The organism is Cytobacillus praedii, assembly GCF_001439605.1.
GTDB classification, from domain to species: Bacteria; Bacillota; Bacilli; order Bacillales; family Cytobacillaceae; genus Cytobacillus; species Cytobacillus praedii.
In genome coordinates this window covers 24909-37283 of sequence record NZ_LMBX01000010.1, presented here as the reverse complement: position 1 = coordinate 37283, position 12375 = coordinate 24909, and the positions used below count along the sequence as shown (strand labels likewise).

The following is a 12375-nucleotide window of genomic DNA, read 5'->3' as shown; positions in this document are numbered from 1 at the left end:
ACTTTATAATGACATAAACTAAAAAAGAACAGAATTCTGAGTATGGCAATTTATGATTGTTCGGAATAGTATACTTCTTCAAATGGCTGAACGACAACAAATCCATTCCCGGAGAATTTCATTTGTACAGACTCACCGCTTCCTCTGCCTAAGAAGGTTTTAAAGGAAATATCGGTCACAAATTCAGGCTGCAAACTTCCCGACCATGCGACAGTTGCATTCGGATCAGTAAATACAGGGTTATCTGGTGTAACTAGCAGGGTAAGTGGTTCATAGTGGGATGTAATGGCAATCATTCCTCTTCCCTCAAGACGCACGTTAAATAACCCCCCAGAAAGCATACCAGCGACCTTTCTCATTAATTTAATATCCCAACTAATTGATGGTTCAAAAGCAAGTAAATCATTGCCGTTAACAAAAATGGACTCTCCCTGTAAATTTAAAATGGATATTTTTTTCCCTTGGTCTGCCACATAAAGCTTCCCATTTCCTGTAGCTTTCATTAATGCTGTACCTTCACCCGTTAGTGCCTTTTTAAATAATTTTCCTAAGCCGTGCTCGAGAATTCCTTCTCGTTCAAATTTAATATTTCCGCGGTAAGAAATCATGGCTCCTGCTTTTGTCCATATTTGGTTCGTTAAATTGATTTCAAGAATTCTCGGAGATTCTAGTTCAAATAACCCTTCTCCTTTATCTTGCTGTTGTGTTTGATTTACAAAATCTTCAATTGAATAGCGACTCATCGTATACCAACCCTTCTTATTTATTATTTCTTAGCATGGAAACCCACATGAACGAGAGGGCTTGCCTTAGTTCAGTAGACAATGATCCAATTGGCATTTGATCAGTCCCTCGTTTATATACCCCTAGGCTATCAGCCTTTTCCCAGCCATTTTCTCCGGCAAGCTGCTCTAATTCCCATGGCATCATCGTATTGCAAATGACTTTTTCATTATATAGACGCCGGTAGCTATTTATTCTTGGTGCAGCCGTAGGGCCAAGAATGCCAATACAAGCAAATCCCCCAGGTTTCACAACCCGCTTAATTTCCTTAATTACTTTAAGCGGATCTTCTGTCCATTCAAGAGAATTTATGGCTAATACCGCATCAAAGGAATTATTCTCAAATGGCAGTTTAGAAATATCGCCTTTAATAAATTGAGCCGTATTCCCTTCATTTGTTCCTCTCGCTTTATGTATCATTTCCTCTGAAACATCTAATCCAGTTACTAAATAACCTAACTCAGCTAGCTTTAATGATCCATACCCATCTCCACAGCCAAGGTCACAAACCGTTCCCATAGACGCTACATGCTTTGAGAAAAACGGAATGATTCCCTTTCGGCTTCCTGACTCCCACATCTCCATACTCTTTGAATTCCATCCTGATGAACGCTCATCCCATTGTTTTTCTGCTTCCCTGCTCCAATTAAAATCGCTCATTGTATCCCTCGCTTTTCCCCCACTTTTTATACGTTTACTCGCTTAGAAAGTTTCAGATTATTATATTTTCGCCAAGAAAAGTAAATTTCCCTTTGATTAAAGAAAAGAAAATGGTGCAACAATGAATATGTAGATTGAATAGACGAGTAATTCAAACATGACTTGAAAGGGGCTGATTATATGTTAGGAGAACAGTTAGTCGCTGTTCATCGCAACTATCTAGGGGAAATCATTTCTTTTCAAACTTCTGAGGGAAGAATAATTTCTTACCGAAAAGCAATGAAAGAAGTGGAAGATGGGATAATAACCGGAGTAACTATAGAAGAAAGGCAGGATGGAACTCCCTATCTTACGCCAGCTTTGACATCTTCATTTGATGAATTGCCAAATGTATATTAAGAGGGTCCAATTTATGGACCCTCTTCTATATCCTCATTATTTCTTTGAACTTCTCTTAACGCATCAATTCTGCTTTCATCTTCTTCGAAAAATTGAACAAGATCCCCTACTCGGTCTATTGCATCCCAGCTTAAATGATGTTCAATTCCTTCTACATCCTCGTAGATATTTTCTTCCTTTACCCCAATTAAACGAAGAAGCTGCTCAAGTAAATCATGACGATATACAAGCCGTTTGCCAATTTTCTTTCCTTTCGGAGTCAAAATCAGTCCTCTGTATTTTTCATAAACAAGATATTCATCTTTATCAAGCTTTTGAACCATCTTCGTTACAGAGGAGGGATGAACGGAAAGGTTTTCTGCAATATCAGACACACGGGCATAGCCTTTCTCTTCAATCAATATATATATTTGTTCAATATAATCTTCCATACTAGGTGTTGGCATCCCAAACCCTCCCATAGGAACCGTGCTGAAGGTTTCTTTTAGTTCCATTTTTATCAATCATTCCATTTTATGAAGACAGTCATGTAAAAGTTTACTATATAAGAATGAGCGAGACAAGGTTATCTATTATAGAAGGAAGGTGTCTATTTATTTGGAAAAATAAACTTTAGTTTCCGCTCATGATCATCCCAAGTTAATTTTGCTGAAAATGATTTGTCCTTATTTGAAAAGCCCTCAATCATCTCTGTCTCATTATCTTTCAAAAGCTGTTTGACTATTTTTTGAGTGATTGATTTACCCAAAATCTTTTTGGAGATTGTAAAATTACATTTTGTTTTACTAAATTGTGAACAGCCATAAAAGCTCCCTTTGTCAACAACCTGGCCGTCACATTGCTTGCATTTTCCTAATTGAGCAGGGCGTTTAAACTTGGACCTCGCTGGGGTAAAGCTATTTTTGTCCTCCTCATCAAAAGCCCAATCCCTTGCGTTATTCACAGATACTTCAATGAGGTGCGTGATCATTTTATTCGTTTGTTCCATAAATTGCTTCGGTGAAGCTCCGCCCTCAGAAATATCCTTTAATCGCTGCTCCCATTTGGCCGTCATTTCTGGGGAAGCAAGGATCTCAGATCCAATTGCGCCAATTAATATTTTTGCTTTCGGTGTCGCATACACAAGGTTCTTATTAATATCTATATACTTCCGATCTTTTAACATCGTAATAATTCCAGCCCTTGTTGCTTCAGTACCAAGACCCTCTGTTTTCATAAGCACCTTTTCCAATTCCTTATCCTCTATATGCTTTCCAGCCGTTTTCATCAGCGTAATGAGCTGGCCTTCTGTATACCTTTTTGGCGGCTGCGTTTTGCTTTCCTTCACTTCTGCCTTCACAACATTTCCTTTTTCACCTTTTTGTAAAGAAGGGAGAATTGGCTCCTTGTCCTTTTCAAACGGTGGAATCACCTTGCGCCAGCCCTCTTCAAGCTGAACCTTTCCTTTTGATAAGAATGCCGCCCTTCCATCGACTAGGGTCGTAACTGTTGTATACTCAGTTACTGCCTTCCCGTAATGAGCAGCAATTAGGCTTCTTACAATTAGGTCATAAAGAGTTTTCTCATCTGGAGAAAGCTTATTCAAGTTTGGAACTTGTTCGGTTGGGATAATAGCGTAGTGATCGGTTACCTTTTTGTCATTTACATATCGTTTATTATCCATTATTGAGCTAGTCGGCAATGGAAAGAGTGTTTTGTATTCCTCGATCGCAGCTATTTTATTCAATGTTTCAGGAAACATTTCTGCTTCGCCTTGTGTAACGTGCCTTGAATCCGAACGTGGATATGAGACCATTCCTTTTTGGTATAGCTTTTGCAGCACATCCAGTGTTTTCTTAGGAGGGAATTTGAAACGGCGATTTGCCTCTGCTTGGAGGGCAGATAAGTTATAGAGCATAGGCGGGAGAAATTCCTTTTTTTCAGCCTTAACATCTGTGACCTCTGCTGCTTTTTTCTCGCAAAAAACAGCAATCTTTTCTGCAAGCTCCTTCGTCTTAATTCTTGTTTCCCCATCCTTTTCCCATTTTCCTAAATATTTTTTTCCATCGATATTAAATCTAGCCTGTACCTCCCAAAAAGGCTCGGAAACAAAGCTTTGAATCTCCAATTCTCGTTTGACAATTAGTGCAAGTGTCGGTGTCTGCACTCTTCCTACTGAAAAAACATCGGAGAAGCCTTGCTGCTGCAGAAGAAGGCTATATAGCCTTGAAGCATTCATCCCAACAACCCAATCCGCACAAGCTCTCGTATATGCTTCATAATAGAGGTTTCTAGTATCTGATTCACTTAATAATGATAGGAAACCTTCCCTGATTGCCTTTGGAGTTAATGATGAGATCCACAATCTTTTCATTGGCAGCCTCGATTTCGTCATTCGAAGGATATTCCGAATGATCAGCTCTCCCTCTCGCCCCGCATCCCCAGCATGAATGACTTCTGTCAGAGAAGGATTGGCTAAAAGCTTTTTAATGACAGCAAACTGCTTCATTTTATCTTTCGTTACTTCATATTCAAATTGAGAAGGAATGATCGGTAAAGTAGACAATGACCACTTCTTCCACTGGGAATGATAATTTTCCGGTGCAACGAGCTGACAGAGATGGCCTACTGCCCATGTTACATAAGCACCTTCTGGAAAAACATCATTGGGGAAAATTTCAACAAACCCCTGATGCTTTTTTATTTTAAAAATTGAAGCAAGAGTCAGCCCCTGGTCAGGCTTCTCTGCAATAATGAGTTTCATTGTTTTGCTCACTTCCAGTTTACTAGATTAGATACTTATTTTAATTCTACTCAATTAATCAGTAAAGGACTAGGAAAAACATGGACAATAAAAAAGCTCCTCATTAAAATAATGAGGAGCTTACACTTAATCCATTTTTAACTTTTTCATCGTAAATTTCCTAGATAGAAGCCCTTTTGTAGGAGAAAATAAGAATACTAGTGCAAAGATGATCCCATTAACCGTTGCCATGCTTCCTGAAATTGACACATCCAGCCAGCTTGCAAGGTAATAGCCGATGACCGCTGCTGAAACCCCTATTAATGCACTTAAAAGGAGCATGATACTTAATTTGTTAGTTAATAGATAAGCTGATGCACCAGGGGCAATCAGCATTGCGACAACTAGAATTGCCCCTACACTATCAAAGGATGCCACAGTTGTAATGGATACCAATCCCATTAACAAGTAATGGATTAGCAAGACCGGTAAACCAATAGCTGCAGCCATTTGGGGATCAAATGAAGTAATCTTCAATTCTTTATAAAATAATCCAATAATAACTAGATTAATGACTAGAACGGTCGATAGCATTAAAAATGCTTTTGGAAGTTCTGGAAGGAAGCCCCATTGCACTAGATCCCAGGGAACGAAAGTAATTTCCCCCATTAGCGCATGATCCACATCTAAATGAACATCATCTGCAAACACAGTAATTAATATGACACCTACTGCAAACAGGAAAGTGAATACTACCCCAATTGAGGCATCCTCCTGTATCCCAGCATGGTGCAGCATCTGTACACCAACAGCAGTGAGTAAGCCGACAACAACCGCTCCGATTAGCATATAAATTCCACTCATGCTTTGACTGACAATAAAAGCGAGAACAATTCCAAGCAAAACAGTATGACTAATCGCGTCAGCAAGCATTGAGAGTTTCCGCAATATCAAAAAGCAGCCGGTAATTCCACACGTAACCCCTGCTAAGGAACCTACAATTAATATCCATGACTCATAGCTCATGATAACCGCTCCTTTTTTCTCCCTGCAAAAGCTTATTATTTCTTAGCTGCTTATTATTTGCTATTCTTTTGATCCACTTTGTGACTAGCCCTCTTTCTGGAGCAAATAGCATCGAAATTAAGAATAAGGCTGTTGCCGTTACAACGATGAATGGTCCAGTTGGCAGTCCTTCTCCTAACGTACTTATCAAGGTTCCCGCCATGCCTGATAATGCTCCAAATATGCCAGATATTACAATCATTTTACTTAATGAATTCGTCCAATATCGTGCAGCAATCGCAGGCGTAATAAGGAGGGCAGCCATTAAAATGACCCCTACTGCCTGAATTCCAACGACAACAGCAGCTACTAGCAGGGAGAGGAAAAGAAAATTCAGCAAACCTGTTGGCAATCCCAGTCCTTTAGCAAATGAAGGATCAAAGGTTAATACCTTCAGTTCTTTAAAAATTAATGCGGTAATAAAAATTAAAACGGCTGCTGCACCCGCCATTAGTTTCACATCATTTCCGACTAGAGAAGCAGCCTGACCGAAAATGAAATCGTCTAGCCCACTCTTATTGCCGGATGGAGTTTGCGATACTTTTGTTAATAGTACAATTCCAAAGCCGAAAAACACGGATAAAACTAAGCAGATGGCCGCATCTTCTTTAATAATAGATGAAGAAATAATAAACTGAATACTATAGGCAGCCAGCAGTCCTGTTATGGTGGCCCCAATTAATAAGACAAATAATGATTTTTCCCCGGAAAGCAAGAAGGCAATACAAATGCCAGGCAGTGCCGCATGTGCTACGGCATCCCCTATTAAACTCTGTTTTCTTAAAAGTGCAATGCCTCCAAGAACTCCGCTGGCAATTCCTAACAGCATCGTCCCAATCAATACCCACTGGGTATTCGCATCTAATAAAATCATTCTTAAAAGGTCGTTCATCATCAACACCTCATTTTTGTTCTACAATCAATTGATCCTTTTCCAAAAAGGATAGTTTTCCGCCATACGTTCGAGTCAGGTTCTCAAGTGTAAAAACTTCCTCAGTTGGACCTGCAGCAATGGTGTTGACGTTCAATAACATAACATGATCAAAATATTCTTTGACAGTCTGCAGATCATGATGAACAACTAGAACAGTTTTCCCCTGTCTTTTTAACTCGTTTAATAATTCAATAATTGCTCTTTCCGTGGCCGCATCTACACCTACGAACGGTTCATCCATGAAGTAAACCTTTGCATCCTGGGCAAGGGCACGTGCGAGAAATACTCTTTGCTGCTGTCCGCCTGATAACTGACTGATTTGTCTGTTTGCATATTTCTCCATACCAACTTTCTTTAGGCATTCCATTGCTATTTCTGTATCCTTTTTCCCAGGACGCTTAAACCAGCCAACATGACCGTATCGTCCCATCAATACAACATCAAGGGCATTTGTCGGAAAGTCCCAGTCTACAGAGCCTCTTTGCGGAACATAACCGACAACTCTATCTTTTGGGCGATATTTTTTATCATAAATCTTTATTTCTCCAGCAGCTTTCGGTATCAAGCCCAAAATGGCTTTAATCAGTGTGGACTTGCCTGCACCATTTGGTCCAATGATTCCAATCAACTTGCCTTCTGGTACTTCAAAGCTTACATTTGATAAGACGGGCTTTTTCTGGTAAGCAACCGTTAGATTTTCAACAACAACAGGATTCATTTTTCTCCCCCCTATTTAATTGATTCAGAAATGGTTTTCACATTATGTTTATACATGCCAATATAAGTACCTTCATCCGTACCTTCTTCACCCATCGCATCTGAGAATAGTTCTCCGCCGATTTTTACTTTATGCCCCTTTTGCTTTGCTCCTTCAATAACTGCATTGATGGATCGTTCAGAAATACTTGATTCAATAAAAACCGCTTTGATATTTCTCTTAACTAATGTATCTACTAATTTTTGGACATCTCCAAGACCATACTCCGAATCTGTACTTAGACCTTGCAGCCCCATCACCTCTATATTAAATGCTTTCCCAAAGTAGCCAAATGCATCATGTGCAGTGACAAGCACTCTTTGCTCCTCCGGAATACGTGCCATTTCATCTGCAGCATATGACTGTAACTCATCAAGCTGCTTAAAATAGTTTTGCGCGTTTTCCTCATAATAGGATTTATTAGCAGGATCTTTTTCAATCAAACCTGTTTTCACTTCTTCGAGTGCCTGTTTCCATAAAGTGATATCGAACCACACATGTGGATCATATGCATAGCTGCCACCATTTGCAGACAATAGCGACTCTTTATCGATAGCCTCTGCTATCGCATAGGTTGGTTTCGTTTTGTTTATTCTCTCTAATACATCAAGCATTTTCCCCTCAAGGTGGAGACCGCTGTAGAAAATAATATCGGCTTTTTCAAGTTTGGCTATATCCCCCTGTGTTGCTTTGTATAGGTGTGGATCTGTTCCCGGACCCATCAGACTATTTACGGTTACTTTCTCCCCGCCAATCTGTTTAACCGCATCAGCAATTTGTCCAATCGTAGTTGTAACAGTTAGTTTACCTTCATCATTTTCTTCATTAACATTCTGTTTCGAACAAGCGCTGACAAAGATCAAAGAAATAACAAGAAATATCCCTACTATTTTTTTCATCTTTTCCCATCTCCCTTTTTATGATTTTTGTTTCAGCCTCTTAGATGAGTGTATGCACATCTTTTAAATAAGTGCACATCTTTTTTATATATGCATTTGTTTTATATTAAACTATAAAAGTTTCCCTAGTGCAACAATTTAAGATTAGACAAAATAAAAAAATCGGCTTTCACCGATTTTTTTGTTTTATTCGTATTTAGTTGAACAATTATTGACTTCCTTTTTTTACCCATTCTGCAACTGTGACAGTACGTTTCGCCTGATGTTTAACAGCTGCCTGAACATCTTCAATCATCTTTCCATCCTGACCTACTGTTACACTTGTGCCATAAGGGTTCCCGCCTGCTGCAAATGTGACTGGATCTGTAAAACCAGGTGCAGCAACAATTGCACCCCAATGGTACATTGTTGTATAAAGTGATAAAATGGTAGCCTCTTGTCCCCCGTGCGGGTTCTGAGCTGAGCTCATGGCACTTACTACCTTATTAGCAAGTTTCCCATGGAACCATAAACCGCCTGTTGTATCTATAAAAGCCTGAACTTGTGATGCAATATTTCCAAAGCGTGTTGGCACACTGAAGACAATCGCATCCGCCCATTCTAAATCGTTTAAGGTCACTTCTGGTACATCCTTTGCCGCTTCTACATGTGATTTCCATGCTGGATTTGATTCAATTGCTGCTTGTGGAGCTGTTTCAGGAATTTTTAATACCTTCACATCTGCACCTGCTGCTTTTGCACCCTCCTCAGCCCATTTGGCTAATTGATGGTTTGTCCCTCCTGAACTGTAATAGATTACTGCAAGCTTTACATTTGTCATTATTTGTTCCTCCTGGTCAATTGTTCTGCCAAAAATTTTATTTATAAAACCCATTTACTGCACCCCTTGTTCATTAGTACCCTAATCAGCCCCGCATCAAAACAATAAGTACTTATAAAATCTTGTCCTTAAAAAGGGGGATTATTCTTGATGATAACATTCAATAAAAAAATATATTTATCAATGATTTCAATACCATTTTGCTGCACCTCAAGAAATGTCAGCTGATGGCAGAGATTTTCCCAGTGCATAAATACGTGAGCATTGGATTTTCTAATCAGGATTGGAGTACTCCTGATTCCGCGGAAGTATATATAGAATCGATTGTACCTGTGCCAATAAACATATTCTTACCTGTTAAGCCGGCCAAATCTGTCCCTTTCCTTGGAACCATTGGATGATAAAGGCTAGTTCCTTTTAAAGAATCTTAACTATGAAATAGTTAACTTGCGGCAATATTCGCTCCGTTAGAATAGCTCACTGCCATTACATTAGGTCTATCAAACTCTTATAAAAACGTAGTACTCCATTTTCTAGGATACTCCCGCAGACACTAACACTAAGGCCTCTTTGTCATTTTCTTTAGCAAGTGGCAATAAATCAAATTCATTGCCTCCTGTACCATGAAGGAATAATAAAGTAGGTCTACTTGGATCTGTGCCCTTTTTGCCAAACATGATTTTCGTTTTTTAAAAAGAAAAAAATCGGCAAATAGCCGATTTTAACAATTACTGCTTGTATTTTTTTAGCGTTAAATTATTTTGAATGTACCAATTTTCTTCACTGACAATATTTGAGACGGTTAACATGAAGGAAGGGATTCTTTCTACATTAAAGACGATAATACCTACGCAGTCATTCATAATTACAAAAGATTCACCATGTGAATATGTTTGGAGGTCATTTCCAAGCTGAAGGATCGTGCTTACAATAGCCTGTTTAATTTCTGGCTCAATTTCAATATGTGGAGAAAATCGTAAAATCCATTCCTGACTTCCAACAGAAAATCGGTACATTGCTCCACCCTCTTGCTTAAAAAGAGTATAATTAATAATAACTATGAAAAAATTTAATAATTATGAATAAGAAATAAATCTAGCGCAAAATTACTTTTTTAATATTTTGAATTTTTAATAGTTTTTTGTGAAAATCGTGTGAAACTCCTTGACTGATAATAAAGTATCGTGTATATTAAAGGCATCATTTAACAGAATATATTTCCGTTATTTCTAGAAAATATCTGGGGTGTAGGATGTTGAGTGATAATATTCATCTAAGACACTTTATTGTGTCTTGAAAGGTTTAGGAGGAAAAGTTACATGCAAAACGGTAAAGTAAAATGGTTCAATAATGAAAAAGGTTTTGGTTTTATCGAAGTTGAAGGCGGAGACGATGTATTCGTACACTTCACTGCTATCACTGGCGAAGGTTTCAAATCACTAGAAGAGGGTCAAGAAGTTTCTTTCGAAATCGTTGAAGGCAACCGTGGACCACAAGCTGCAAACGTTGTAAAACTATAATCTAATAAATAATCAGGCTGGCATCTTGCCAGCCTTTATTTATTTTTTCAAGGAAATTGTATAATCACATAATGGTTAACACGTACGAATTCCTCTGCATCTAGAACTCTACAAGTAACATTTAGGCAGCATAGCACGCACGAATATAAGCTGTATCTTACAGAAGGAACCGCCTGATCCATTGAGGTCACAAGCTTTTTTGTTGCGGCTCCTTGTGCATCGTTGCATAAGCCAAGCCCTAACAGAAGGCAAATGCACCTTCCAACAGGGTCTTGTCTTATGCAGTCGTCCTAGACAGCAGCCTCCACATTTTGATTAATCCTCCTACAAAAGGTAAAGGATACCCTCTGTGGAAATCTCCACTAGTGCTATGGGTAATCATTGTGCTAGCACATTTGTAATCCTCAAGACAATTTATTGCCAATTGCCTTTATTTTCTCCCCAACTATACATTTGGTAATGCAAAATTTATGCGCATATAAACGGCCTTTATCGGTCTTATGATGCTTATAAAGAAAACATCCATTACAATAATCATTTAATAATTCCTCAACCTCGTTAAATAATCGCTTTCGTTTCAAACTGTGACACCATCCTTTCACCTCACAGCAGCTTAAATAATTTGCATTTTGCTATTGATTTCTTTCCCTTCAAGCGCTTGTGTAGCAAGCTTATCAGCTTCTTTATTTTCTGTTCTAGGGATTGGAGTAAACTTCGCATCTACCTTAAGTGCTTTCAGCTTTTCTTCAATTCGATCAAGCCAGCGATTTAAGTTTTCTTCATAGCATGGCCACTCCCCTTTTAGCTGCATTAACACTCCTTGTGCATCTCCTTTAAACTCACAGGTCATATGATGAACACCCATTTCTTCAAGCAAATTAACTGTATAATACATAGCCGCATATTCTGCTTCACTATTTGTTTCAATTTCATCAAACAGCTCATTCGCTCGAATACGGTATTTCTTTTTTCCTTGTTTAAAATAAATGACCGCTCCTAACCCTGCTTGTGAAGTCTTTTTATTAAATCCGCCATCAAAATAAATGGTTAAATCGTGTGGATCCTCTTCAATTTCTTCTAATAGCTTTTTCATTTCCTTTGTAATCCAGGTTGTGCCACGCTCATCATGATAGATTAGATCTGAAGCCTTTCCGCTCTTTTCAAGGTCTTCACCTATCTGTAATGCAGCCTCTCCTTCTAGCCATTCTGATGTAAAAATTGTTCCTTCTGTTCCTTTTAGTTTATATTTCCATTCCAATTTATATTTCATTTTTTTCCGCCTTTCTTATGATAAACTATTTTTATCGCAAGTTAACGGACATTATGTCCCAACTGATGGAAGTTTCACTATATCTTTCCCCGATATGCCTTAAGATAAAAAGAATGACGATCTTTAATTATTATTAGGAGGAGTTCCCAGTGATTGAAGTATATATAGATGGAGCAAGTGCTGGCAACCCTGGACCAAGCGGAGCAGGCATTTTTATAAAATATGATGGCAGAGTAGAAAAATTCTCTATCCCGCTTGGAGAAATGGAAAATCATGCAGCAGAATTTAATGCCTTAATTCAAGCACTTGAAATTTGTGTAAAAAATAATTATAAGGTCGTTTCGTTTCGTACGGATTCCCAAGCGGTAAACAGAGCGATTGAAAAGGAATATGTGAAAAATAAAATATATGCTCCCCTATTAGAAAAAGCTCTAGAATTAAGCAAGGAATTAGATTTATTTTTTATGAAATGGGTTCCTAGCAGTGAAAACAAAACTGCTGATGAACTTGCTAGAGCTGCTATACGATTAAACTAGACGGAAGGAG

15 protein-coding genes and 1 pseudogene are annotated in these 12375 nt (G+C 38.5%); 3 read left to right on the top strand and 13 right to left on the bottom strand.

The features are described from left to right. Positions 1-50: 50 nt before the first annotated feature. The gene (locus ASU02_RS12350) at positions 51-743 is read right to left on the bottom strand and encodes an AIM24 family protein (protein ID WP_057763995.1); all 693 of its coding nucleotides are present in this window, start codon (positions 741-743) and stop codon (positions 51-53) included. 16 nt (positions 744-759) lie between these two features. Continuing rightward, on the bottom strand, positions 760-1443 hold the full coding sequence (locus ASU02_RS12345; protein ID WP_057763994.1) for a class I SAM-dependent methyltransferase: 684 nt from the start codon (positions 1441-1443) through the stop codon (positions 760-762). A 180-nt stretch (positions 1444-1623) separates the two neighbouring features. Here ASU02_RS12345 and ASU02_RS12340 point away from each other — a divergent pair, with 180 nt between their 5' ends. After that, positions 1624-1842 (top strand): DUF3892 domain-containing protein, encoded by a 219-nt coding sequence (locus tag ASU02_RS12340; protein ID WP_057763992.1) that lies wholly within the window; start codon positions 1624-1626, stop codon positions 1840-1842. Positions 1843-1853: 11 nt separating this feature from the next. On the opposite strand, the gene mntR is transcribed toward ASU02_RS12340, so the two are convergent. The 9 genes and pseudogenes from mntR to ASU02_RS12300 form a co-directional block, all read right to left on the bottom strand. After that, positions 1854-2288 carry a transcriptional regulator MntR gene (gene mntR / locus ASU02_RS12335; RefSeq protein ID WP_057763990.1) on the bottom strand — a complete coding sequence of 145 codons (435 nt, stop codon included), beginning with the start codon at positions 2286-2288 and terminating at the stop codon, positions 1854-1856. Between the two features lie 143 nt (positions 2289-2431). After that, a complete protein-coding gene (locus ASU02_RS12330) occupies positions 2432-4585 on the bottom strand; it encodes a DNA topoisomerase III (protein ID WP_057763988.1) in 2154 nt (717 codons plus the stop codon). 126 nt (positions 4586-4711) lie between these two features. Then, positions 4712-5590 carry a metal ABC transporter permease gene (locus ASU02_RS12325; protein ID WP_057763986.1) on the bottom strand — a complete coding sequence of 293 codons (879 nt, stop codon included), beginning with the start codon at positions 5588-5590 and terminating at the stop codon, positions 4712-4714. Beyond that, positions 5580-6521, bottom strand: a complete 942-nt coding sequence (locus ASU02_RS12320) for a metal ABC transporter permease (protein ID WP_057763984.1) — start codon at positions 6519-6521, stop codon at positions 5580-5582. Before ASU02_RS12320 ends, ASU02_RS12325 begins: the two co-directional genes overlap by 11 nt. A 10-nt stretch (positions 6522-6531) precedes the next feature. Beyond that, positions 6532-7281 carry a metal ABC transporter ATP-binding protein gene (locus tag ASU02_RS12315; RefSeq protein WP_057763982.1) on the bottom strand — a complete coding sequence of 250 codons (750 nt, stop codon included), beginning with the start codon at positions 7279-7281 and terminating at the stop codon, positions 6532-6534. 11 nt (positions 7282-7292) lie between these two features. Beyond that, on the bottom strand, positions 7293-8219 hold the full coding sequence (locus ASU02_RS12310) for a metal ABC transporter solute-binding protein, Zn/Mn family (protein WP_057763981.1): 927 nt from the start codon (positions 8217-8219) through the stop codon (positions 7293-7295). Positions 8220-8427: 208 nt separating this feature from the next. Further along, the gene (gene wrbA / locus ASU02_RS12305) at positions 8428-9093 is read right to left on the bottom strand and encodes an NAD(P)H:quinone oxidoreductase (protein ID WP_057763979.1); all 666 of its coding nucleotides are present in this window, start codon (positions 9091-9093) and stop codon (positions 8428-8430) included. A 74-nt stretch (positions 9094-9167) separates the two neighbouring features. After that, positions 9168-9716 (bottom strand): annotated as a pseudogene (locus ASU02_RS26655) (alpha/beta hydrolase). A 51-nt stretch (positions 9717-9767) separates the two neighbouring features. Continuing rightward, positions 9768-10055, bottom strand: coding sequence for a hypothetical protein (locus tag ASU02_RS12300; RefSeq protein WP_057763977.1), 288 nt, complete (start codon positions 10053-10055; stop codon positions 9768-9770). Between the two features lie 303 nt (positions 10056-10358). Between ASU02_RS12300 and cspD the strand changes: the two genes are divergently transcribed. Further along, positions 10359-10559, top strand: coding sequence for a cold-shock protein CspD (cspD, locus tag ASU02_RS12295; protein WP_053476725.1), 201 nt, complete (start codon positions 10359-10361; stop codon positions 10557-10559). A 404-nt stretch (positions 10560-10963) separates the two neighbouring features. Here the strand turns inward: cspD and ASU02_RS25845 are convergent, their stop codons facing one another. Both ASU02_RS25845 and ASU02_RS12290 read right to left on the bottom strand, forming a co-directional pair. Then, positions 10964-11161 (bottom strand): zinc-finger domain-containing protein, encoded by a 198-nt coding sequence (locus ASU02_RS25845; RefSeq protein ID WP_332307637.1) that lies wholly within the window; start codon positions 11159-11161, stop codon positions 10964-10966. An 11-nt stretch (positions 11162-11172) separates the two neighbouring features. Then, the gene (locus tag ASU02_RS12290) at positions 11173-11829 is read right to left on the bottom strand and encodes a reverse transcriptase-like protein (protein WP_057763975.1); all 657 of its coding nucleotides are present in this window, start codon (positions 11827-11829) and stop codon (positions 11173-11175) included. 149 nt (positions 11830-11978) lie between these two features. Here ASU02_RS12290 and ASU02_RS12285 point away from each other — a divergent pair, with 149 nt between their 5' ends. Then, the gene (locus tag ASU02_RS12285) at positions 11979-12365 is read left to right on the top strand and encodes a reverse transcriptase-like protein (RefSeq protein ID WP_057763973.1); all 387 of its coding nucleotides are present in this window, start codon (positions 11979-11981) and stop codon (positions 12363-12365) included. The last annotated feature ends 10 nt before the right edge of the window (positions 12366-12375 follow it).